Consider the following 24154-nt stretch of genomic DNA (forward strand, 5'->3'; position numbering starts at 1 on the left):
ATGGCGCACGCGCAAGACCAGATTCTGACGCCCCGACCAAGCAACACCATCGTGCCCGAGAAGGTGCGCGAGGGCGTGGATCTGGAGATCAACGGCAGGCCCTACCGCCACACCGGCGACGACCAGATGCCGCTGCTGTGGTACCTGCGCGACGTGTTGCGCCTCACCGGCACCAAGTACAGCGGCGAGCACGGCGAAGGCGGCTACGACCTGGTGCTGGTCGATGGCAAACTCGCCTCCGCAACCAGCCTCACGGTCCTTCAACTGGCCGGCAAGTCGGTCACCACGGTGGAAGGTCTGGCCGCAGCTGATGGCAAGCTGCATCCGCTGCAGCAGGCCTTCGTGGACGAGGACGCCATTGGGTGCGGCTACTGCACGCCCGGCTGGCTGATGGCCTCGCTGGACCTGCTCAATCGCCATCCGCAACCCAGCGACAACGAGATCGATCAGTTGCCGAACCTGTGCCGCTGCGGCTGCCAGACGCGAGTGCGCCGTGCGATCAAGCGCGCTGCCAATGGAGGCCACGCATGAGCGCCAGCAACGACAATACCGCGCAGCTCTCGCGTCGTCGTTTCCTGCAGGTGCTGGCGGGCACCGCTGGCGCGCTGGTGGTGGGCATTCGCCTCGCCGATGCGGCGGACCTTCCGGTGCCGCCTGCCTTGCTGGGCGACAACCTTTATGGCCTTGGCGCCTATGTGCGTATCGATGCCGACGGCAACGTAATCATCGGTGCGCGCGATCCGGACACGGGCACCGGCACAGCCACGGCGCTGCCGCGCATCATCGCCGACGAACTCGACGCCGACTGGGCCCGCGTTAGCGTGGCGCCGCTGGGCCTGGGTGTGGACGACGACAACGGCAAGCCGCACTGGATCTATGGCCACCAGACGAGCGGCCTGGGCGATTCGATCCCCGCCGCATGGGCCGACCTGCGTCAGGCCGGTGCGCTCGCGCGCTGGCTGCTGCTGCAGGCTGCCGCGCGTCGTCTCGGCGTGCCCGCCGATCGCCTGCGTTGCGAGGAAGGCAATGTCATCGCGCCGGACGGTCGCCGCCTGGGTTACGGCGCGCTGGCTGACGCCGCCGCGAAGATCGCCCCTCCGACCACGCCGGTGCCGCTGAAGACATCGGACCGCTACACGCTGATCGGTCAGCCGGCGGGCGACATCGACGCACGCGCCATCGTGACGGGCCAGGCCATCTATGCGCTCGACAGTTATGTCGGCGAAGCATTGATTGCCGTGCTCAGCCACTGCCCGTGGCCCGACGGCAGCGTAGAGAATCTCGACACCACCGACACCATGGCCGTGAAGGGCGTGATCAAGGTGTTGCAGCTCAAGCCGGAAGCTGGCGTACCGCTCGGCCAGACCGTGCGTGCACCCGCTGTGGCCGTGCTGGCCGAAAACACCTGGGCAGCCATGCAGGGCCGCGCCAAGCTCAAGCTGCAATGGAAGGCTGGCGCCCAGAGCGAGAGCAGCGCCTGGTTCGAGCAGCAGGCCTCCGACCTGGTCAACGACAAGAACGCCACACCCGCCACGCGCGTGCGCAACGACGGTAATGTCGATGCCGCCGGCAAAAAGGCAGCGCGCCGTATCGAAGCCACTTATGTGCAGCCGTGGCTGGCGCACGCCACCTCCGAGCCGATGAACTGCCTCGTGCGCATCGACAAGGAAGGCGCCACCCTGGTGGTGCCCACGCAGGCGCCGCAACAGGCGTGGCAGGTCGTGCAGCGGCTTACCGGCCTGGCGCCGACCCAGATCCAGATCCGCGTGCCACGCGTGGGCGGCGGCTACGGTCGGCGGCTCGATCACGACTATGTGGCCGAAGCGGTGATGCTGGCCAAGGCCGTGGATAAGCCAGTCAAGCTGATGTGGACGCGCGACGAGGATCTCGCGCAGGACTATTACCGCTCGGCCTGCGTGCACAAATTCAGCGCCACGTTGGACGGCAAACGCCAGATTGTCACCTGGAACCAGCGCATGGCCAGCGCATCGGCGCTGGCGCAACGCGGCCTGCCGGACAATCGCCTGTGGGTATCCGAGGTGGACGCGCACCAGCTGCCCGCGGGGCTGGTGCCCAACTTGCGCAGCGACTGGTATGCGCTGCCCTCGGCGATGCCACGTGGTCCTGCACGCGGCATGCCGCACCTGAGCAATGCGTTCGCGGTGGAAAGTTTTGTCGACGAGATCGCTCAGTCGCTGAAGGAGGACCCGCTGGTCACGCGCCTGCGCCTGATCGGCGCGCCGCGCATGATCCCGCTTGGCAACGACCGCACGCTCGACACCGGCCGTTTGATCAACGTGCTCAAGCTGGTGGCTGACCGCATCGATTGGAAGAACTGGCTGCGCACCGTCAACGGGCTGGGCATTGCCTGCTGGTATGTCGACGGCGCCTATGTGGCGCATGCCATTGAAACGTCACTGCAGGGCAACCGCCTGAACATCGAGCGTGCGGTGTGTGCAGTGGATGTGGGTCGCGTAATCAATCCCACCGGTCTGGAAGGCCAGATCGCGGGCGCCACGCTCGATGCGCTGTCGACCGCGCTCAACCTTTCCGTCAGCTACAAGGACAGCCAGGTCCAGCAGCACAACTGGAAGGAATATCCGCTGGCCAGCATGGCGCAGCTTCCCGATACCACCGAGGTCATCGTGGTGCCGGGCGATCGCGATCCCACCGGCGCCAGCTTCCTCGGCATGCCCACCGCAGCACCCGCACTCGCCAATGCCGTATTCCGCGTCAGCGCGGTACGCGTACGCCGCCTGCCGTTGTTGAAAGAAATGCTTCGCATGTTGTAACCATCACGTCACGAGGCGACATCGCACTGCATGCGATGTCGCCTCACTGACACTGCGAATGGACGCGCCATTCACGGACAGCTTTGTGATGAAAATGTGTATCGTCATGTGCATCGACTGATGTGCATGCCGCATCGACGCACAGCGCATCCGTTATGTCATACGATGCCGTGCCGGCAGCCTATCCAGCGCATGCCGCCTTTCTAGCAAGAAGGATCGTCAATGCGCTGTCGCCCCGCACTGATCGCCTTGCTGTTGTTGTGCACCTGCGCGCAGGTGGCAGCGCAAACGTCCCCTATGGCAACCACCACACCATGCATCGGCCTGGTGCTAGGCGGTGGCGGTGCGCGAGGTGCGGCGCACATCGGTGTACTCGAAGTACTCGAACGCGAGCACATTCCCATCTGCCGCATTTCCGGCACCAGCATGGGCTCCATCGTGGGTGGCATGTACGCGGCCGGTTACACGCCGCAGGAACTGCACAAGATCATCACGTCGCTTGACTGGAACGACCTGTTCTCGGACAACCCTGCGCGTGAAGAGATGCCCATGCGCCGCAAGGACGCCGATTACCGCTACCTGCTGAATTTCGAGGTCGGCTACAAGAACGGGCACATCATCACGCCGGCCGGCGTGGTGCAGGGACAGAAGCTGTTGCTGTTGCTTCGGCGATTGCTGATTTCCACCTGGGACGTGCACGATTTCGATCAGCTGTCGATTCCGTTCCGTGCCGTGGCCACCGACATCGTGGCTGGCAAGCCGGTGGTGTTCGGATCGGGCGATCTGGCCCTGTCGATCCGTTCGAGCATGTCCGTGCCCGGCGCGTTTGCACCGACCACTGTCGACGACCAATTGCTGGTCGACGGCGGACTGATGGACAACGTACCGATCGACGTCATACGTGCCATGGGCGCACAGAAGCTCATCGTGGTCGATGTCGGCTCGCCGCTGGCGACGCGCGAGCAAATGAGCAACCCCGTGGCCGTGCTCAATCAAATGGTCAGCGCGCTGATGGCGGAAAAAACGCAGCGGCAACTGGACACGCTGGGGCCCAATGACATCTTGATCACGCCAGCGCTGGGCGACCTGGGTGCCGGCGAGTTCAACCGCGGCCCCGAGGCGATCGCCATCGGCCGCGCGGCCGCAGAGGCTGCGCTGCCAAGACTGCGCGCGCTGGCAGTGGACCCACAGCAATGGCAAAGCTTTGTGACCAACCACCGGCAGCGACAGTTCGATCCGGGCTTGGTCGCCTTTCTGAAGGTGGATGCAAAACATACCGATACCGCCGAGTACGTCCAGGAACGTCTCGAGAAGAACGTCGGCAAACCCTTCGACCCGGACAAGCTGGAAGATCAGATCGGTAGCCTCTACGGACGCGGCAACTACCAGCAGATCGACTATCACCTTGAGCAGAATGACGGCTCGCGCGGCCTGTTGATCATTCCAAGGGACAAGCCGTGGGGACCGCTCTACGGCAAGGTTGGGTTCCAGCTGGATGACGACTTTCAGGGGCGCAGCGAATACCTGATCTCCGGCGAGCTCAACGCCACCAACATCAACCGCTACGGCGGCGAGTGGCGCAGCACGCTGTGGGCGGGACGCATCGGCGGTCTGGCCAGCGAGTTCTACCAGCCCTTCGGCCAGGGGGCGTCAGCGTACGTGATGCCCTCTCTGCTGCTGCGCAATGAGGATTTCCCGCTGTTCAACGATGCCGGGGACAAGCAACTCGCCGAATACCGCATCAAGCGCCGCAGCCTCGGTCTGGAAGCCGGATGGTCGCCGACGAGTACGTGGCGCCTGCTCACCTCCTTCACCCGCGGCAAGGACAGCGGCGACTTGCGTATCGGTGTTCCCACGGCGACGTTTCCCCCGAGCGACGTCAGCGAATACAGCGTCGTGCGGGTGGGGACGGACTGGGACAGCCTGGACAACGCGCAATTCCCCTCGCGTGGCGCGCACATCAACCTGTACTACGACCTGTATCGCCCGTTCATGGGCGCCACCGCGAAGGGCGACGTGGCGCGCCTGGTGGCCGACTGGGTGCCCGACCTGTGGCCAACCGACGGCCGCTATCGATTGTTGCTTGGCCTGCGTGCGAGCAGCGCACTGGACAACAGCAAGTTCTTCGAGAGCCAGGGATTCCTAGGCGGCTTCCTCAACCTGTCCGGCTATTCAGAGCGCTCTCTCTACGGCAACCAGACTGCCTTGGCGCGTGCCGTGCTGTATCGGCGCACTGGCAGGCTCGATGCGCTGTTCTCCACGCCGATCTACATCGGCGCCAGCCTGGAGGCGGGCAACACCTGGCACGACAAGAGCGATGTCCAGCTCAGCTCTGTGATTTATGCAGGCAGCATGTTTCTCGGCATCCAGACACCGCTTGGCCCGCTGTTCCTCGGTTATGGCTACGCCCAGGGCGGACATAACTCGATCTACCTGACGTTCGGATCGCTGCTGCGGCCGCAGCAGTAACCGGACGGGCGGCGGGAAGCACCCACAGAGGTCGGCCTGATGGTCGGCAATCGCGTGGCCTCCACAAAAGGCACCGCACAATCCCGCCGCCGCCCACCTTTCCGAGTGGGCTTTTTGCCATGGAGCTATGCCATGAAACCCCTGCGTCTGTTTGTTGTGGCCGTCAGCCTGGTGCTTTGTGCGTGCTCGACCGTCAGCGTTACCAACCAATGGCGCGACCCTTCGTGGGCCGGCCCGCCGGCATCCAACGTGGTGGTCGTAGGCATCTCGCGCAGTGACACCATGAGGCGCGTCTTCGAGGACACCTTCGCGCAGCAGTTGCAGGCTGCCGGCGTGCAGGCTTCAGCCAGCTATACCCAGATACCACCTGGCAATGGCGGTACCGTACGACTGAAAGATCTGGTGAAGGGCAGCGGTGCGCAGGCCGTACTGGTGACGCGCGTGCAACGCGTGCAGCAGAAGGTCAGCGTCACGTCCACCGGTCCGTCCTACGGCGGCTTCTACGGCTGGTACGGCGGCGCGTGGGCGTCCACGCCCGACATCAACCAGTATGAAGTGGTCACGCTGGAAACCAGCGTGTGGGATGCGCACAACGAAAAGCTGATCTGGACCGTGACCACCGAGAACGTCGCCACCAACGACATTCCCAAAACCGCCACGCAGCTGGCGCAGACGCTGATTCCGAAGATGAAGGCGGACGGCATCGTGCGTTGATCGCATGCAGTGCCTTCGGTGGGTTGCCGGCTTAGGGATGCTCTGAACCAGTATTCGCCGTCGGCATAACGCCTGAAAGGACCGTCAGGTGTGTCGCACAGCGCCAGGAAGACTGGCTTGTCTTGCCAAGGCGTGGGGCGCAGCTGGCGAGTCTTTCAGGCATCACCCCGTTATCTGAAATTCAATACGTCGTCACCGGTCCTGTCTGCGCGCAGACAGGACCGGTGACGACGGCGAATACTTTTTCAGAGCGTCCTACCGCCGGCGCCCTCCGCCGCCCATGCGCCCACCACCGAAACGGCCACCACCCGTCGACGGGCGGTATCCGCCCATCCGACCCTGGTATTGGCTGTTGTAGTTGCTGCGGTCGAACTGCTGGCGCTGCTGGCCCTGCTGAGACGGAGTACTGTCGGCGCCTCGGTCGCGCGCCATGCGATCTCGGTTCGTGTCGGCGCTGTCCGGCCCATTCACGCGGTTGAACTCGCCCTTGTTGTCGACCTGCTGCCAGCCCTGGTCCTTGTCGTAGCGGTAGACGTTGCCGTCCTTGCCGGCGTAGATCTGATCGTTGACGTTCACCACGCCGCCGCGACTGACATCGCCGGTCGCCTTGTCGTAGTGAACATAGCCGGCACCGCGTGCGTCACCACCCGCACCCTGCGAATTGAACGCTCCCGCCGCGCCGGCACCCTGGTCGGTACGACCGGCGACGCCTGCCTGCTGGGTGACGCGACCAGTTTCGGTGTTCGCTACGGTGCGTTGCCCGCCCGCCACCGCGTTGCCCGTGTACGGATTGACCGCGGCACCGCCCTGCCCGGCGACCACACGGCCTGTTTGCGGGTTGTAGCGGATGCCGCCTGCGGCGGCCGTCGTCGTGCCTGTGTAGATGTTGGTGTTGCGGCCGGCATAGCCCACGCCGCGACCACCTGTCGCCTCGTTGGTGTAGCCGCCGCGCCCTGCCCGACCGATGTTGCCCGTCCACGGATTGGCCCAACCAGCGACCCGGCCGGACACTACGGCATTGCCCCAACGCCCGTAGACATTGGCCGCTGCGATGGCGCCGCCCCAGTACCCCGGGTAGTAGCCCGGGTAGTAACCCCAGGGCCCCCACCACGGCCCGTACCACGCCGACGCCCATCCCCATCCCCAGGCGTAGCCGAAGCCCCAACCCGCCCATGGCGTCCAGCCGAACGACACGCCGAAGCCATAGGTCGCCGGACAGCCGTACCAGATGTCATTGCCTATCCACGGATCACAGGCGTACCCCGTGCCGTAAATCACCACGCCATCGCTCACCACGGTGCCGTAGTAGCCCGGCGAATAACCCACGTAGACCTGGTTGCTCTCGTGGCCATACACGTACACGTAGGTGACGTAGTGCAGCGGTGAGCTGGGCGGAATCGAATAGATCACCGACGGCACTTCCAGCGCCACCGACCACGGCCCATTGGGACTGCTCGCCGTAAACCACACGCCGTTCTGCACCGCGTAGTAGGCCGTGGCATCCACGCGAATCACTGGAACCTCGGTATTCCACGCGTAGGACAGCGTGGTTCCTTCAATCGGACGAAACTGCGCCGCGCCGTCATAGCTCAGGTGGAGCGCGGTGGTGTGGCTGTCCACCGTCGCGGTCTGCGGAATGCTGTTGGCGATCAGCGATTCGCGTGCCTCGGGCGTGCCCGGGATCGACGCGAGCACGGCGCTCTTGGGGCTGTCCGAAGGGATGTTGGCGAAATCTCGCGGCAGCGACTCGCCCGCCACATAGCGCCACGGTCCATTGGTCGACTCGGCGGTGAACCAGCGACCGGAGATCAACACGTACCACGTGAGGCCATGCGCCTGATCGACGAACACATCGGACCCCGTATTGGAGACATAGGCGAGCTGCGTACCCGGGATCGCGGCGAACTGCGGTTCCCCCTCCACCATGATCAGTTCCGACGGCTGCGCACGCACCACGATCTCCGGCAGTTGACCAGAATCGAGCACTTGCTTGAGTGCATCCGAAGGATTCTCCAGCGTGTCCACCTGCTTGGCATTCACCGCCGCCTGCGCGGCCTTCGTCACTGCTGACGGCGGTGTCTTCACTGCTGTCCACGGCCCATCCAGCGACGTCGACGACACCCACTTGCCCGCGAACGTGAGGTAGTACTGCTGACCTTGCTGGAGTATCAACGAGCGCGTGTTGACGATGCGATTGATGCCGGACACACCCGTGGGCTTGCTGGCGGGTGCGCCATCGATCAGCACAAGCAGCGCCGGCTTGAACGAGAAGATGATTTGCGGCGGATCGTTTCGCACCGCCTCGTTCTTTATTTCTTTCTCCTGCTTGCTGATCGCCAGCGAGGCCTCCAGCGTGTCGAGATTGGCTACCTGGTGGCTGCGTGCCGCGATGCGCCGCAATACGTCGAGGTAGCGCGACTGTTGCGCGGTATCGGTGGGAAACGAAACCTTGTCGACGGTGACCTGCGAGAGCGTTACTTGCCGCAGCACCTTGTCCGTTTCGGTGCGCGCGGTAACCCAGGCCACGCCATAGGTCATCACGTCATGCGACTTGCCGTCACTGCCGACCTGCGTGCCCGTTTTCACGGCGACGGCGATGCGCCCCTTGAGCTGGGTGCCCACCCAGCTATCGAGCTGCGGGTGATGCAACACCATGTGCACGCCATCGATATCGAAGGTATGCGGCCATGCGCGAAAGTCCGCGTTGCCCTGGGGCGCGGCTGTCGTGTTGCCCTGTTGCGAGTGGACAGGAGCACCCGCCAACAGGGCGAGCGCAAGCATCAGGCCAAGCCAACGCATCGCGCGCATGCTGCACCTCACGGCTGTTTGCCATTGCGATGCGACGAGCATGAACCTCGCGGATAACGCCCGGTAGCGCAAAACTTCGCATATGCCGCCGCGTAAATTTACCTAAGCGCGCCGGCGCAATGGCGGGCCTCAGTGGAACTGATCGCTTGCCGGCACCCACGAACTGCTGGAACGCGCCGGCCCTGTCGGCACCACGACCGGATCGAGATTGCTGCATCCGCCAGGCAGTGGGCCGCCTGCCACCCGGGCCGCCGCACACTGCGCGCTGTTGTCCAGTTTCACCGTAGCCATGGCCGGGGCAGGTGCGGTGGACGGCGCAGGCGGCACCAGCGGGTTGGTGGGTGCCATCTTCATCCTGTCGTACACCACATCATCGACTGGCTTCGGTGGCGGATCGCCATTGCCGCAGCCAAACAATGCGACGGGGAACAACGGCATCACCACGCACTCCACGCGCACACCGCGCGGCAAGTGGAAGGTGTGACGCATGGTGGTCTTTTCCACCGCGTGACGCAGCGCGGTGTCGATCGAGCTTTCGCCCTCGGGCGTCCAGTCCTTTTCGAACCGCGTGGGCTCGTAACCGATGCTAGGCGTGCCGTGCGACATGATCTCGGTGTTGCCGTGCGGCTTTAGCTGCACATACGTGCCGTTGACGCCGCCTTCCTGACCTTGTCCTGGCTGCGTCCCCTGACTGTTCCCCTGGCCAGGCGGCAGCGAAAGATTGGGACCGTTGCCTCCGGTAGCCGCGGGGGACTGGCTCACGCCGCTCGGTTGCCCCGGCGTCGCCGTGTTGCTTCCTTGAGGGGTGGCATTGGGTGCACTGCTGACGCCCTGCTCGCCGGTTGACTGGCTCGTTTCGCTGCTGGCCGCATTGGCCTGCGCGCTCGATGCACTTGATGACTGCGTAGTGGACGAAGCTGCCGACGCCGCACTGCTCTGGCTTGGCGCTGCCTCCGAAGGCGTCGCGGCGGAAATCTGCGGACGTTCGATGGCGGGTTTGTTTTCCAGCGCAATGGCCTTGGGTGCTGCGGTTTCCAGACGCGGGGCCTGCGGGCGTTCCAAACTCGGTTGCGGGTTGGGTGGCAAAGGCACGGCTTCCAGCTCTGCCTCGGCCACGCGAATGGCCGGTGCCTCCACGCGCGGCTGCTCGCGCGGCACCACCGGCACCACCGTGCTCGGTTGCGGCTGCAGGTTGACGGTGGGGGCCAGTTGCGCCGGCAACGGTACGGCCTGCATTTCTGGCTCGGGCGGTGCGGCGGGCTCTTCGGGGCGCGCCACCTGCGCCACGCTCGGTCGCGTGTTCGCGGGCGCTGCTTTTTCCATCGCGATGGTGGGCGGCGTGACCACCGGTGCCGACTGCGACGGTAATTCGGGAATCGCCAGCGAGGCCGGCGGCGGCTCGGGTTGGTTGCCCTCGGTCTGCGGCTTGCGCACCGGTTCGGGCTGGAATTTCGGTGGCACTGGCTTGGCCGCTGGCGGCGTTTCCAGAGCCACCTGCGGCGGCTCGGGCGCCGTGGGCACGGGCTGCAGCTCCTCGGTCGGCGCGGGCCTGGGCAGAGTGACCGGCGGCAGTGGTGCGGCCGTGATTTCGGGCTTGGGCGCGGTCGCCTTCGGTACCTCGGCGATTACCGGTGTCTGCAACGCGGGGATCGGCACCGGCGAGAGTTCGCTGTTGGTGCGCGTGGACGAGCTGCTCTGCTTCGCCGTGCGCGGCGCCTTGCTCGCGTTGCCGCGATGCACCGGTCCGACCTGCTTGGGCGGCGTGCCACGCACGGGCGGCGGCGGTGGCGGCTCTTCCTTCTTCTTCTCGATAAGGCGGACCACCAGCGGCGTGCTCGATTCGGTGAGCTCCTCCATCTGGTAGGCAGGCCCAAGGATCGCGCCGAACAGGAACACCAGGTGCACAATCAGCGCGCCAGCCAGCCCCAGGATGCGCAGCCAGCGCTCGCGCGGCCGCTCCGCGCGTCGGCGGCGATAGACGAATGCACTCTCCGCCGCCGACTTGGGCGATGGAAGCGTCACTGTCAGCCGGCTCTCGGATTCCCTGTCCATGGGCGCAGTGTAGCGGGCGCCAATGACGTTTCTAGAAGCTCGCGCGCGGCGACCACCAGAGACTCAGCCGCCCTGGTCTGCTGGGTGCGCTGCCCGCTCGCGCAACTCGGCATCCACTGAGCGCGTGGGCGTATCGACAGGGCAACCCTGCGGCAACGGCTTGTCGGCGCGGTAGATGGCAATGCATTCGTCCACAGTCGGCGGCTTCGGTGCTGGCTCCCCCGGCGCCAATGCGTTTGCAGGAGCCATGTTGAGGCGCATGTCCGCGCTCTTGGCCGATGGCGTCGGTGGCGGGTCGCCACCGCAGCCGCCCGCGAGCGCCGCCAGCGATACGGCGCAATGAATGCGCACACCGGGCGCAACGTGGAAGGTGTGCTCCACCGTGCTCTTTTCCACCACGCGCTTGAGGGCGTCGTCCACGGAACTGCCGCCGCCCTGTGACCAGTCCTTGTCGAAGCGCGTCGCCTTATAGGTGATGGGGTTGTCGTGCCGCATCACCTTGCTGTCGCCCCGCGGTGCGCTTTGCACATAGCCGGAGGCTGCGGTGGTCGCACTGGTGACCGGAGCGGGCAACAGCGGCTGGCCGTTCGCGTCGTAGAGCGATGGCGCGGGCGCGACCGTGGATGGCTCGGCCGGTGCTGGTTCAGGCATGGTCACCGTCATCGCGTTCTTCGCGGGCGGTTCATGCACGACCGGAGGTTTGCGGGGTGGCGGCGGTGGCGGTGGCGTCAAGGTCACCTCCGGCGGAGCGACCGGCGCGGCAGCTGGCATGTGGGGAATCAGGCGCACCTGAAGCGCATCCTGACGCACATGGCCTGCCTCCCGCAGGTCGCGCACCCGCATTTCGTGCCAGGTGAGCAGCGCAAACAGCACATGCAGCACCAGCACAACGCCCAGCGCCAACCATCGGCGCCCCCGGCTGGGTGGCGCCTTGCGCCAGCGCATCTGATGCAGCAACGCGCGCGTGGGGCCATCGAGAGGCGCCAGCCCGCGCGTGCTCGGCTCGGGTGGCGTCCAGCGATGGTGTTCGACCTGCTCGGTGTGCTCGATGGGGAGTCCCTTCTTTGCGTCGGGGGAACAACCGCACGGCCAGCGTCCTTCTAGCCATGCGCGGGGAGACTTCTGCTGACAAGCGACACGCCCCGAGGGTTCCCCTTCCCCGCACTGCAGCTTGACCCCGCTGGGTATTAGCGAAAATCTACGCAGACGGCCTCCCCGGCCGTACCCGCCATGACCGCCCCCGCGTCCCGCACGCCTGGACGACCATGACGGCCCGCCATCGTCAGCCGCTTGCGCGGCTTCGTGCGGCGCCGCAGGTCATCGTCGGCACGAAACCGCGCCTCGCCAGAGGAGGGTCGCATCGTGTCGTACAACACGGAAAACATCCGCAACATCGCACTCGCCGGACATGCCAGCGCCGGCAAGACCACGCTGTTCGAGGCTCTGCTGCATGCAGGCGGCGCCATCCAGGTCCAGGGTTCGGTGGAGCGCGGTACCACGCAGTCAGATACCGACGCCCAGGAAAAAGCGCGCAGCCATTCCATCGACACCGCCATCGCCAGCGTTCCGTTCGGCAACAGCCACATCAACCTCATCGATACCCCGGGGTACGCGGAATTCCGCGGCCCCACGCTGGCTTCCTTCGCTGCCGTGGAAACGGTGGCGATCGTGGTCAACGCTTGCAACGGCATCGAATACGGCACGCGACGTATGATGGAGCGCGCCGCCGAGCGCCGTCTGGCACGTGTACTGGTGATCAACAAGATCGACTTCGAAGGCGCCAGGCTTGGCGCGCTGGTTGACGCATTGCGCGAGGAGTTCGGCAACCAGTGCCTGCCCGTGAACCTGCCAGCGCAGGGCGGCAAGCTGGTACTCGATTGTTTCTTCCACAGCGAGGGCACCACGGATTTCTCGTCGCTGTCCGAGGCGCACCAGCGCATTCTCGACCAGGTCGTGGAAATCAACGAAACCGTGATGGGTCACTACCTCGATTCGGGCGAAGGCGACCTCAGCCCGCAGGAACTGCATGACGCCTTCGAGCAATGCCTGCGCGAAGGGCATCTGGTGCCGATCTGCTTCGTCAGCACACGCAACGGCGCTGGCGTGAAAGAGTTTCTCCAATTGGCGGACCGGTTGCTGCCCAGTCCATCGGAAGGCAATCCACCGCATTTCCTCAATGGCGACAACGAACGCATCACCGTCAATGCCGATCCCTCGCAGCACGTAATCGCCGACGTGTTCAAGATCGTCAACGACCCATTCGTGGGCAAGCTTGGCGTGTTCCGCGTGTGGCAAGGCACGATCCGTCGCGATACGCAGCTGTTAATCGACGACAGCAAAAAGCCGTTCAAGGTGGGCCACCTGTTCCGTTTGCGCGGCAAGACGCACGACGAGATCGAACTGGCGATTCCCGGCGACATCGCGGCGATCGCCAAGGTGGAGGAAATCCACTTCGATGCCGTATTGCATGACTCGCACGACGAGGACAGCATTCACCTCGTACCCATGCGATTCCCGCAACCGATGTTCGGCCTTGCGCTCGAGCCGAAGCACAAGGGTCAGGAACAGAAGCTCTCGCAGGCACTGACGCGGCTGGGAGAGGAAGACCCCTGCTTTCGACTGGAGCATCACAAGGAACTCAACGAAACCGTGGTGCGTGGGCTATCCGACCTGCATCTGAAAGTGATGCTGGAACGCATGAAGGAGCGCTACGGTGTGGAGGTGACTACGCACCCGCCGCGCATCGCCTATCGCGAAACCATTGCTGCGCGTGCGGACGGCCATCACCGGCACAAGAAGCAGACCGGCGGCGCCGGCCAGTTCGGCGAAGTGTTCCTGCGCGTGGAGCCACTTGAGCGCGGTGCGGGTTTTGAGTTCGTGGATGCGGTGAAAGGCGGCGTCATTCCCGGCCATTTCCTGCCTGCCATCGAGAAAGGCGTGCGCCAAGCCATGGAGAACGGCGCCATCGCCGGCTATCCCATCCAGGACCTGCGCGTAACCGTGTACGACGGCAAATACCACCCGGTGGATTCCAAGGAAGTGGCCTTCGTCAGCGCCGGCAAGAAAGCGTTTCTCGATGCAGTGGGCAAGGCGCGCCCGATCGTCCTCGAACCCATCGTGGACGTGGAAGTGGCCATACCCGAGTCGAGCGTGGGCGACGTCACCGGCGGCCTTGCCGGCAAGCGCGCCCGCATTCTTGGCACCGACTCGTTGCGCGGCGGCGAGCTGGTGATCAAGGCACAGGCCCCGCTGGCCGAGCTCACCGACTACCCCACCGAGCTGAAGGCCATGACCGGCGGTCGTGGTCGCTACAGCCTGGATCTAAGCCACTACGAACCGGTGCCCTCGCCGGTGCAGAAACAGCTCACCGAGGCCTGGAAGCCCCACGTGGAAGAGGATTGATCCGCACCCACCGAGCTGGCGTGCGTGGTGAAAACCACGCACGTTTCGGGGGCGTGCGCACCGCTTGATGCGCGGCGACAACGTCGCCATGTGATGAACAGATATGCGCCGACGCGTAGGGCGCAGGAGGCACGACACATGAGCCGCTCCTTCGTGAAGGATGCGGACGAGTCCGTCGGCGAACGGCTGCCGGATATCCCGCTGAGCGAACATCCCAATTACGTCACCCCGCGAGGGCTGGCCCAGTTGCGCGCGCGCCTGATCGCTGCGCGCGAACGCCGCGATGCGCTGCGCGCCGCTAGCGACACGCTGCCGCAGCAGAGCGAGCTTGCCGTGATGGAACGCGACGTACGTTGGCTCAATGCGCGCGTCAGCAGTGCCATCGAAGTGGATCTGTCGCAACAACCCCGCGACCGCGTGGCTTTTGGTGCGCTGGTCACGGTGGACGGCGACGAAGGGGAAGCGCGATATCGCCTCGTCGGCGAGGACGAGGCGGACGTGGAGCACGGGCTGGTCAGCTACGTATCACCGCTGGCGGTGGCGCTGCTCGGCGCGCGAGTCGGCGACGAGGTGGTGTGGCAGCGGCCCGCCGGAAACCTCACCGTGGAGGTGGTCGCCATCGTCTATCCGGATGAATCTTTGTAGCAGCGCTCCTGCGCGCGGCAAGGCGATACCGCGATGACACCGCACCCCTGCCATCACGCACCAAGTGCGCTGCTGCAGGGAAGCGGTCGTGCTCAGCGCTTGGACTTGAGCAGCGTCCCGATGCACTTCTTCGAGCCGCAACGGCACTCCCACAGCTTCTTCAGGCGCGCCGTGTGCGGCATGTCGAGCGTGATGCCGTAGTCGTAGGTCAGCTCTTCGCCCGGCTTGATGTTGCGGATGGTTTCGATCAGCACGCGGTCCTTGCGCGGGTCACCGCTGGCGCTTTCTTCAATCAGCGCCTGACAGTTGGGGTCGCAGCTGTGATTGATCCAGCGCGCCGTATTGCCCTTGCGGTTGGCGTCGATCAGGTATTCGTCGTTGAGCGTGAACAGGAACGTATGCCCGGTTTCGCCGCCGTCGCCGTACATCACGTCGGCTTCGGCATGGGTCATCAGCGTGCCCTTGTATTCGATGATTTCCTCGCCCTTCTTGATCGGGGCGACGGCGAAGACGCCATTGCCATGGATGGGCGAGCGGCGGGCAGCGATACGTCGGGTCATGTGCGAGCTAAGACTGGTAGGGGAGCCAGCGATGATGCCTGTTGCGCTGCGCAATGGGAACCTCTCCGCCGGCGGCGCACTCCATCACGCGGACGTGATCGCCGCCCCGGTGAGATCACCCGATCGGGCGATGACCCCGTGACAGACGGCAAGGTCATCCTGCTAAGATTCAAACAATCGTTTGAGGTGAATCCATGGGACGACTGCTTCGCTGTGTAGCGCTCGGTGCTCTGGTCGCAGGCCTGGTGGCTTGCGGGCCGCCGAAGAAGAGCGTGTTCCCGCCCACCGTGAGCATCCAGGAGATGACCACGCGGCCAGACGGCCAGTGGCGCCTCACCGTCCGCATCCAGAACAACAGCTACGGCGGCATGGAATTCAAATCCATCGATGGCGAGCTGAAGGTGGCGGACCTGGTGCCAGTGCGACTGCACAGCCGCTTCGATCTCGATATTCCCCCCTTCGCCGCCGACGTCGCCCAGATCGACCTGCTGCCAACCCCTGAAATGTCGGCTGCGCTCAAGACGGTCGCCGTCAAAGGCAGCGCCGGCAGCCTGCCCTACAGCGTGGCCGGCAGCGCCAGTGCCAAACCAGAGCAGGAAGACAAGACGCGCGATTTCAATTTCCACGGCAACGACTGGCTCTCGCCGGTGCCGGGCATCCCTAACACCTGGCGCTGATTCCAGCGCCCGTATGACCACCGAAGGAACTTCGCCATGACCATCTACAAGGCCCCTCTCGACGACCAGCGCTTCACCCTTTTCGATGTGCTCGGCGCAGAAGCTGTTCTCGCTAAACTGCAGGGTGGCGAGGGCCACACACGCGACCTGCTGGACGCCGTGCTGGAGGAAGCCGGTCGCCTGAGCGAAGCGGTGCTCGCGCCCTTTAACGCCAGTGGCGATGAAGAAGGTTGCCACTTCGACAAGGCCACCCACGCGGTGACCACGCCCAAGGGCTTCAAGGAAGCGTTCAAAGCCTTTGCAGAGGGCGGTTGGACCGGCCTGACCCAGGCCGAGCACTTCGGCGGCCAGGCGCTACCCAACACGATGGGCACTGCCACCACCGAGATCTTCCAGTCGGGCAACCTGTCGTGGAGCCTGTATCCGCTGCTGTCCGAAGGCGCCTGCCACGCGATGGAGATGCATGGCACGGAAGAGCAGCAGAACACCTACCTCAAGCCGATCGTGGAAGGCCGCTGGACCGGCACCATGTGCCTGACCGAGCCGCAGGCCGGTTCGGACCTGGGCCTGCTCAAGACCCGCGCCGACACGGGCGAGAACGGTAGCTACAAGATCACCGGCACCAAGATCTTCATCAGCGCCGGCGAGCATGACCTCACCGAGAACATCATCCACCTCGTGCTGGCCCGCCTGCCCGACGCACCGGCTGGTAGCCGCGGCATCTCCATGTTCATCGTGCCGAAGTTCAAGGTGAACGCCGACGGCTCGCTGGGTGCACGCAACAACGTCGCGGCTGGCGCCATCGAGCACAAGATGGGCCTGCGCGGTTCGGCCACCTGCGTGATGAACTTCGACGCGGCCGAGGGCTACCTGATCGGCCAGCCGCACAAGGGCCTGGCCGCGATGTTCACCATGATGAATGCCGCGCGCCTGGGCGTGGGCGTGCAGGGCCTGGCGCTGTCCGAGCGCGCGCTGCAGAACAGCACCAACTACGCACGCGAGCGTCTGCAGGGTCGTTCGCTGTCGGGCGTGAAGTTCCCCGAGAAGCCCGCCGACAACCTGCTGGTGCAGCCGGACGTTCGCCGCATGCTGCTGACCCAGCGCGCCATCGTGGAAGCTTCGCGTGCACTGCTGCTGTACACCGCGCTGCAGACCGACGTGGAAGCACGCGGCGCAGATGAAGCCACCCGCAAGAAGGCCAGCGACCTGGTCGCCTTCCTCATCCCCATCGCCAAGGGCGTGGTGACCGAGCTGGCGCAGGAAAGCACCAAGGAAGCGCTGCAGGTGTACGGCGGCCACGGCTACATCGCCGAGAACGGCGTGGAGCAGTTCGTGCGTGACGCCCGCATCATCACGCTGTACGAAGGCACCACCGGCATCCAGGCGGCGGACTTGCTGGGCCGCAAGATCCTCCAGCTGCAGGGCGCGGGCTTCAAGATCTTCCTGCAGGAAATCCAGGCGTTCTGCCAGCAGCACGCGCAGGATGCCTCGCTGCGCGACCTGATCGTTTCGCTGGCCACCTACGCCAAGCAGTGGGCTGACCTCACTCTGGCGCTGGCGCAGCGCGTGCAGGGCAACCCGGAAGAGCTGGGCGCCGCCGCCATCGACTACCTGTATTACTCCGGCTACATCGCGCTGGCTTACATGCAGGCGCGTAGCGTGGCGGCGCTGGCCAACGGCAGCCAGCAGGAAGCCTTCAAGCAGGCCAAGCGCGACACGGCGAAGTTCTACTTCGCACGCATCCTGCCGCGCTGCCTGACCCACAAGGCGGCCATCGAGGCCGGCGTGGACAGCGTCCCGGCCATCGCCTGATCAATCGGGCAGCCCCTCTCGCCGAGGGGCTGCCCGGCTGTATTTTCCAGGAGTGCCCGTTGTGCGCGACGAGCCAGCGGCGCGGTGATGCCAGAACGGCGCGGTCGCACATTGGGTGCGCCCCTACGGGTAGCGAGTCGGGGACTACCGCGGCGGCCCGCCAAGGTGTAGAAACGGCAAACCTCTTTTCGCTAGTACGGTTTTCCCGCATGAGCGATGTCACGTTCCTGATCCGTCTGGCCGAAGACGACGACGACTTCATCCTCGGCCTGGTGCCCCGTTTCGTGGATTTCACCCTGCCCCCATGGCGGCGGCGACACGAATGCATCGAGGGCATACGAAAGGACCTGCTGCACCACCTCGAAGATCAGCCGGCCAACAGCTTCCTGTTCGTCGCCGAGGACGACGACGGTGAACCGGTCGGCTTCGTCCACCTGCAGAAGACGCTGGATTTCTTTACCGGGCGAAGCAACTGCCACATTTCCGACATCGCCGTGGCTGAGCAGCACGAAGGCCGCGGCGTGGGCCGTGTGCTGCTGGACCACGCCGAAACCTGGGCACGCGAGCATCGTTGCCATCTGGTGACGCTCGCCGTTTTCCCCGGCAACGAGCGGGCGCGCGCGATCTACGAGAACGCGGGCTATGCGGCCGATCTACTGAGACTCGCCAAGCCCGTCCGCTGAGCGGAAACTACACGCGGGAGAGACGCCGGTCGCGGCGTGCGCGGCCGCTGCATGAGGGTGGACGACCATGAGCCAGCCATTGCATGCCGTGCGATTCCCCGGTGAAAGCGATGCGTACCGCAACGCACGCGATCGTCTCCTGCGCGCCGAAATGGAACTGCGGCGGCAGATCGAAGCCACAGCCGCCTTGAGGCGAGCCCTGCCGCTGGGTGGCGTGGTGCCGGTGGATTACTCCTTCGACGACGAAGGCAACACGCCACTCGATACCGATATCGAACGCCAGGTGCGCCTGTCCGACCTGTTCGAAAACGGCAAGGACAGCCTGCTCATCTACAGCTTCATGTTCGGCCCGGCGATGGCGCAACCTTGCCCGTCGTGCTCATCCATCCTTGATGCGCTCGACGGCCAGATGCCACACCTGCGCCAGCGCACCAACGTGGCTGTGGTAGCCAAGTCGCCGATCCAGCGCATCCGCCATTTCGCGCGCGAACGTGGCTGGCGATACCTGCACCTGCTGTCGTCGGCGCACAACACCTATAGCGCGGACTACCACGGCGAGACGGCCGACGGCCAGCAGATACCCGCGCTCAACGTGTTCGCGAGGCAAGATGGCCAGATTCACCACATCTGGAGCAGCGAGCTGATGTTCACGGCGCCAGAGCCAGGACAAGATCCACGCCACGTCGATCTCATCTGGCCGCTGTGGAACATGCTCGATGTCACCCCGGAAGGTCGAGGTGCGGATTGGCGGCCCAGCCTGTGGTACGACAAGCCCCACTGACACCCTAGGCCAACGGCAACCCCATCTGGAGGAACATCGATGCCGTGTCGCGCGCGCCCCAACGGCGCTCGATGTGGCCTTCCTTCAATACAAACCACTCCATGGCGATCATTTCGTAATCGCGCCCGGTCACCGGGCCGCCACGGAACGAAGCCACCGAACGGCCACGCTCGGTGTAGCAGACCGCTACGGTATCGCCCTCAGCCACCACGGCATCCACTTCCAGGCTCACCTGGAAGCAGCGCATCAGGTCGCTCCAGATCGGCCGCGCCGCATCCAGCCCGCCCCAGCCCTGCGCACCATGGATCAGCGCATCAGGGGCAAAGATTTCGCACACCGCGTCGAGGTCGCCGCGGTTGAAAGCGTCCACGTAGGCCAACACCACACGCTTGTTCTGTTCCGACACGCAACTGCCTCCTTGCGGAAACCGCGGACTGGCCGGGAGCACCCAACCTGGAGCAATGCCATGGGCCCGTGCGCAGCAAGCATATCGCCCGAACATGCTTCGAATATGTGAGGACGGTTTGCACGCCGCCCACCTCGGCGGACACCGCGGCGCCTTGCGCGCCACGGGAACAGCGCCGCGACATCATCCGTGCCGCGGCGCCGAAAGGCTGGTTAGTTCTTCAACGCAGCCGATGCTTCAGCCTGCTCGCGCTGGCTCAGGCGCTGGGACACGCGGTCGATGTTGCCCAGCGACAGCAGGTGCGCGTAGATCCAGCCGAGCACGCCTTCGCGCAGGAACTCATGCGTGGTCTTCTCGTCCAGCTGGCGCAGCTTGTCTTCGTTGACCACGAACAGGCCGTTGAGATTGATGGTGTTGCCATCCTTCTCCAGGCGGATGTTGCGCGGCTCGAGCAGGTCATGCTTGCGCAGCTGTTCCATGAACCACTGCGTGCGGCCGATATGCTGCTGGAATTCGCCCAGGAATTTCACCGCGTTGTTGAGCAGCTCGGTCTCGCTGCCGTCTTCCTTGAACAGGCGATCGCCTTCGGCAGTGCCGAAGCCTTCGTAAGCCTCGTCGAGGAACACAGTGAAATCGTCACCTTCCGCACCGGCCGGCTTCTCGGCCAGCACGAACGGATAACGGCGCACGAAGGCCGGGATATAGGCGTTGGCTTCCCAACGGCCATCAGCGTCGATGAACAGGTTCTCGTTCTGACGCAGGCCGAGCAGAGCCATCGGGCCGGCATCCTGAGCCGTCAAACCGCCAAACAGGATCGGCAGGTCGCGCGCCGCAGCGGGAAATTCCACGCCGGTCAGCGGCACCGAGTGCACCAGGCCCGCGAACTTCAGGTTCGGAATGGGCTTGATGCGCAGGTCTTTGTGCTCGTTACGGTTGAGCGGAACAGGACGCTCGTAGAAAAGAACTTCAGCCACGTTACTACCTCTCCCCTGCCGTGCCGGGGTCGCCACCCAGGCTCCCCCTCCCAAACCCGGCCCCGGGTCTACAGATGAACAAACACTATATCAGCGCCCGCACGCCTCGCGAACACCCCCGTCCGTGACGGGATCTTCCTGTCCTGACAACCATTTGCGTGTGTTCTGTAACGAAATTGGTCTATGCTCAAGTCAATACGAGCATCGTTGCATCGCCCGGACGTTCATTCGCACTGGTTGAAGGACGGTTTTGCATGCTTATGGAAGTACCTAGCCGCGTTGTCGATCTTCATTCGACTCGCGTGCTTTCGCTGGATGCCGCTGGCCGAATTCTTGACTGGATAAGCTGGCAGGAGGCGGTTTGCCTCTATGTCCGCGACGCCGTCGCCTGGACCCTGGGAGACCCTTGTCTCACCGTGCACGGCGGCCATAACCGCATCAGTGGCGAGCAGAGCCGGCTTTCCCTGCACCCGATCATCGCCAGCACGGGCCATTGCCGTGACCACGCGATCGATCCGGCGCCCGCGCTTACCAACGCTGCCCTGTTCGCCCGCGACCGCTACCTGTGCCTGTATTGCGGCGATCGCTTCAGCCGCGGCGAGCTCACCCGCGATCATGTGCTGCCCATCTCCAAGCACGGCAAGGACACTTGGGAAAACGTGGTCTGCGCTTGCCTGGCCTGCAACCTGAAGAAGAGCAACCGCACCCCGCAGCAGGCCAACATGCCGTTGCTGGCGGTGCCTTACCGTCCGAGTTGGGTGGAGCATCTGATCCTGTCCAACCGCAATATCCTGGCCGACCAGATGGAATTCCTGGTGAGCCACTTGCCTCGCGACCGGCGCGCACACATGGCCTGACCGCCGGTCGGCGGCCAGGTCACGACGTTTTTTTCGCGTCTTCCAGCTCGCGCTCGATATCGTCGATGACGCTGTCTGCCGCTTCGTGGGCAAGTAGGCAGTAATGACGGCGAATGTGTTCCAGCGCCGCGTCGTCGAGCTCCTCCAGGTTCAGCAGGGCGTTGTGTGCCGCCGAGCTGCGGATGAGTTCGTCCAGCTTGATCTGCAGCGCCGCGGTGTCCCGGTTTTGCGTGTTCTGGATCAGGAACACCATCAGAAACGTGACGATAGTGGTGCCGGTATTGATCACCAGCTGCCAGGTGTCGCCGAAGTGGAACATCGGGCCAGTGAGCGCCCAGGCCACCACGACTGCGACAGCCAGGACAAAAGCGGCCGGCCGTCCCGAATGGCGGGCAACCGCCTCGGAGAAACGCTGGAATGCCTTGCGCTTGCTCATGAAGAAGACCCTTGCTGAATGCCTGCCTTGAGCCTCGCGCCCGCCACGTCTGCACCGCGTGCAGACGCAGTGCCCGCGAGTTTTCACCCGTTTGCCCTTGCCCCGCCCCCTCGCTGGGCCAACAATACGCAGATGAACGACTTTTCCCGTTACCCCCACCTGGCGCCTATCGAGACGCCCGCCGACTTGCGCCGCGTTCCCGATGAGGAACTGCCCGCTGTCGCCGACGAGCTGCGCCAATATCTGATCGAATCCGTGGCCAGCTCCGGCGGTCATTTCGGCGCAGGTCTGGGCGTGGTTGAGTTGACCGTGGCCCTGCACCACGTGTTCGACACACCCGTCGACCGCCTGGTGTGGGACGTCGGCCATCAGTGCTATCCGCACAAGATTCTCACCGGCCGCCGCGACCGCATCACCACCATCAAGAAGAAGGACGGCCTCGCCCCGTTCCCACGCCGCGAGGAAAGCGAGTACGACACCTTTGGCGTCGGCCACTCCTCCACCTCGATCTCGGCAGCGCTCGGCATGGCCATCGCCGCCCAGCGCAAGGGTGATCCGCGCAAGTTCGTGGCGGTGATCGGCGATGGTGCGATGACCGCCGGCATGGCGTTCGAAGCGCTCAACCATGGCGGCGACGTGGAGCCGAACATGCTGGTCGTGTTCAACGACAACGGCATGTCCATCAGCGAGAACGTTGGCGCATTGACCAAGATGATGGCCCGCGCCATGGCCAGCCACACACTCAACGTGTGGCGCGAACGTGCCAAGCGCGCGATCCCCAAGCAATCCTTCTTCGGCCGCTTCTTCAAGCGCTGGGAGGAACACGCCAAGGGCATGTTCGTACCGAGCACGCTGTTCGAGGAGCTGGGCTTCCACTACACCGGCCCGATCGATGGCCACAACATTCCGCAGCTGCTCGCCGCGCTGCGCACGGTGAAGGATCTGCCCGGCCCGCAGCTGCTGCACGTCATCACCACCAAGGGCAAGGGCTACGCGCCCGCCGAGCAGGCGCAGATCGAATACCACGCGGTCGGCCCGTTCGATCCGCAGGCTGGCCTGGTGAAGAAATCCGCGCCGGCCAAGCCCACCTATACCGACATCTTCAGCGACTGGCTGTGCGACATGGCCGCGGCAGACGAGCGCCTGCTGGGCATCACGCCGGCGATGCGCGAAGGCTCGGGACTGGTGCGTTTCTCCAAGGAATACCCGCAGCGCTATTTTGACGTAGCCATTGCCGAGCAGCACGCGGTAACGCTAGCCGCGGGCATGGCCTGCGAGGGCGCCAAGCCGGTGGTGGCGATCTATTCCACCTTCCTGCAGCGTGCTTATGACCAGGCCATTCACGACGTGGCGCTGCAGAACCTCGACGTCACTTTCGCCATCGACCGTGCCGGCGTGGTCGGCCCGGACGGCGCCACGCACTCAGGCAGTTTCGATCTTTCCTTCCTGCGCTGTCTGCCGAACATGGTGATCATGGCGCCAGCTGACGAGAACGAGTGCCGCATGATGCTGAGCACCGGCTTCGGTTACGCCGGCCCCGCCGCGGTGCGCTACCCGCGCGGCTCCGGCCCGGGCGTACCGCTCAGCAAGGAGCTGGATACGCTGCCAATCGGCAAGGCGGAATTGCGCCGTCGAGGTCGTGGACTGGCGCTGCTGAGCTTCGGCGCCATGCTGGCGCCCGCTACGGTCATTGCCGGCGAAATCGACGCCACGCTGGTCAACATGCGCTTCGTGAAGCCGCTGGACGAGGCGATGATCCTCGAGCTGGCGAAGACGCACGATGCCTTCGTGACGCTGGAAGACAACGCCATTGCCGGCGGCGCGGGCAGCGGCGTGGCCGAGTGCCTGGCCGCTCACGGCATCGTCAAGCCGATCCTGCACCTGGGCCTGCCCGACGTGTACCTGGAACATGGCAGCCGCGAAGAAGTGTTGACCATGGCCGGCCTGGATCTGCCGAGCATCCGCAACGCCATCCGCGCGCGATTTCCACAAATTGGAAGCCTGAACCAGATCAGCGCCTGACCTCCGGGTCGGGCCGCAGCGTCCGGCGACACCGCGACACCGGCCGCGTCAGGTAGGACGACGC

General features: G+C 64.8%; 19 protein-coding genes. 12 read left to right on the top strand and 7 right to left on the bottom strand.

Translation table 11 applies throughout. The features are described 5' to 3' along the window. From AC3CBN_RS00395 to AC3CBN_RS00410, 4 genes are all read left to right on the top strand, one after another. The gene (locus tag AC3CBN_RS00395; protein WP_488634858.1) at nt 1–531 is read left to right on the top strand and encodes a (2Fe-2S)-binding protein; all 531 of its coding nucleotides are present in this window, start codon (nt 1–3) and stop codon (nt 529–531) included. Beyond that, complete coding sequence (locus tag AC3CBN_RS00400; protein WP_488634859.1) at nt 528–2792, top strand: xanthine dehydrogenase family protein molybdopterin-binding subunit; 2265 nt, start codon at nt 528–530, stop codon at nt 2790–2792. Before AC3CBN_RS00395 ends, AC3CBN_RS00400 begins: the two co-directional genes overlap by 4 nt. A gap of 222 nt (nt 2793–3014) precedes the next feature. Continuing rightward, the gene (locus tag AC3CBN_RS00405) at nt 3015–5261 is read left to right on the top strand and encodes a patatin-like phospholipase family protein (RefSeq protein ID WP_488634860.1); all 2247 of its coding nucleotides are present in this window, start codon (nt 3015–3017) and stop codon (nt 5259–5261) included. A 132-nt stretch (nt 5262–5393) separates the two neighbouring features. Further along, nucleotides 5394–5975: a hypothetical protein gene (locus AC3CBN_RS00410; protein WP_488634861.1), complete on the top strand. Its 582-nt coding sequence runs from the start codon at nt 5394–5396 to the stop codon at nt 5973–5975. A 255-nt stretch (nt 5976–6230) separates the two neighbouring features. Here the strand turns inward: AC3CBN_RS00410 and AC3CBN_RS00415 are convergent, their stop codons facing one another. From AC3CBN_RS00415 to AC3CBN_RS00425, 3 genes are all read right to left on the bottom strand, one after another. Beyond that, complete coding sequence (locus AC3CBN_RS00415) at nt 6231–8783, bottom strand: hypothetical protein (RefSeq protein ID WP_488634862.1); 2553 nt, start codon at nt 8781–8783, stop codon at nt 6231–6233. Between the two features lie 129 nt (nt 8784–8912). Further along, on the bottom strand, nt 8913–10835 hold the full coding sequence (locus tag AC3CBN_RS00420) for a hypothetical protein (RefSeq protein ID WP_488634863.1): 1923 nt from the start codon (nt 10833–10835) through the stop codon (nt 8913–8915). A 63-nt stretch (nt 10836–10898) separates the two neighbouring features. After that, on the bottom strand, nt 10899–11780 hold the full coding sequence (locus tag AC3CBN_RS00425; protein WP_488634864.1) for a hypothetical protein: 882 nt from the start codon (nt 11778–11780) through the stop codon (nt 10899–10901). A gap of 417 nt (nt 11781–12197) precedes the next feature. On the opposite strand from AC3CBN_RS00425, the gene fusA reads away from it, so the two are divergent. Both fusA and AC3CBN_RS00435 read left to right on the top strand, forming a co-directional pair. After that, nucleotides 12198–14237 (top strand): elongation factor G, encoded by a 2040-nt coding sequence (gene fusA, locus AC3CBN_RS00430; RefSeq protein ID WP_488634865.1) that lies wholly within the window; start codon nt 12198–12200, stop codon nt 14235–14237. A 138-nt stretch (nt 14238–14375) separates the two neighbouring features. After that, nucleotides 14376–14882, top strand: a complete 507-nt coding sequence (locus AC3CBN_RS00435) for a GreA/GreB family elongation factor (protein ID WP_488634866.1) — start codon at nt 14376–14378, stop codon at nt 14880–14882. A gap of 92 nt (nt 14883–14974) precedes the next feature. On the opposite strand, the gene AC3CBN_RS00440 is transcribed toward AC3CBN_RS00435, so the two are convergent. Next, nucleotides 14975–15442, bottom strand: coding sequence for an SET domain-containing protein (locus AC3CBN_RS00440; RefSeq protein ID WP_488634867.1), 468 nt, complete (start codon nt 15440–15442; stop codon nt 14975–14977). Nucleotides 15443–15636: 194 nt separating this feature from the next. Between AC3CBN_RS00440 and AC3CBN_RS00445 the strand changes: the two genes are divergently transcribed. The 4 genes from AC3CBN_RS00445 to AC3CBN_RS00460 all read left to right on the top strand — a co-directional run bounded on the left by AC3CBN_RS00445 (nt 15637) and on the right by AC3CBN_RS00460 (nt 19395). After that, nucleotides 15637–16119: a hypothetical protein gene (locus tag AC3CBN_RS00445; protein WP_488634868.1), complete on the top strand. Its 483-nt coding sequence runs from the start codon at nt 15637–15639 to the stop codon at nt 16117–16119. Between the two features lie 36 nt (nt 16120–16155). Continuing rightward, entirely contained in the window at nt 16156–17931 is a 1776-nt protein-coding gene (locus AC3CBN_RS00450) for an acyl-CoA dehydrogenase C-terminal domain-containing protein (protein WP_488634869.1), read from the top strand. A gap of 209 nt (nt 17932–18140) precedes the next feature. Then, nucleotides 18141–18614 carry a GNAT family N-acetyltransferase gene (locus AC3CBN_RS00455; protein WP_488634870.1) on the top strand — a complete coding sequence of 158 codons (474 nt, stop codon included), beginning with the start codon at nt 18141–18143 and terminating at the stop codon, nt 18612–18614. A 67-nt stretch (nt 18615–18681) separates the two neighbouring features. Next, nucleotides 18682–19395, top strand: a complete 714-nt coding sequence (locus AC3CBN_RS00460) for a DUF899 family protein (protein ID WP_488634871.1) — start codon at nt 18682–18684, stop codon at nt 19393–19395. A gap of 4 nt (nt 19396–19399) precedes the next feature. Here AC3CBN_RS00460 and AC3CBN_RS00465 read toward each other — a convergent pair whose 3' ends face one another. Beyond that, on the bottom strand, nt 19400–19801 hold the full coding sequence (locus AC3CBN_RS00465) for an ester cyclase (RefSeq protein WP_488634872.1): 402 nt from the start codon (nt 19799–19801) through the stop codon (nt 19400–19402). Between the two features lie 212 nt (nt 19802–20013). Continuing rightward, entirely contained in the window at nt 20014–20775 is a 762-nt protein-coding gene (locus AC3CBN_RS00470; protein WP_488634873.1) for a SapC family protein, read from the bottom strand. Nucleotides 20776–21029: 254 nt separating this feature from the next. Here AC3CBN_RS00470 and AC3CBN_RS00475 point away from each other — a divergent pair, with 254 nt between their 5' ends. Then, nucleotides 21030–21632, top strand: a complete 603-nt coding sequence (locus AC3CBN_RS00475; protein ID WP_488634874.1) for an HNH endonuclease — start codon at nt 21030–21032, stop codon at nt 21630–21632. A 19-nt stretch (nt 21633–21651) separates the two neighbouring features. On the opposite strand, the gene AC3CBN_RS00480 is transcribed toward AC3CBN_RS00475, so the two are convergent. Next, a complete protein-coding gene (locus AC3CBN_RS00480; RefSeq protein ID WP_488634875.1) occupies nt 21652–22068 on the bottom strand; it encodes a low affinity iron permease family protein in 417 nt (138 codons plus the stop codon). A gap of 132 nt (nt 22069–22200) precedes the next feature. On the opposite strand from AC3CBN_RS00480, the gene dxs reads away from it, so the two are divergent. Continuing rightward, a complete protein-coding gene (dxs, locus tag AC3CBN_RS00485) occupies nt 22201–24090 on the top strand; it encodes a 1-deoxy-D-xylulose-5-phosphate synthase (protein ID WP_488634876.1) in 1890 nt (629 codons plus the stop codon). Nucleotides 24091–24154 lie beyond the last annotated feature (64 nt).

The sequence above is a fragment of the Dyella sp. OK584 genome (genome assembly GCF_057787755.1).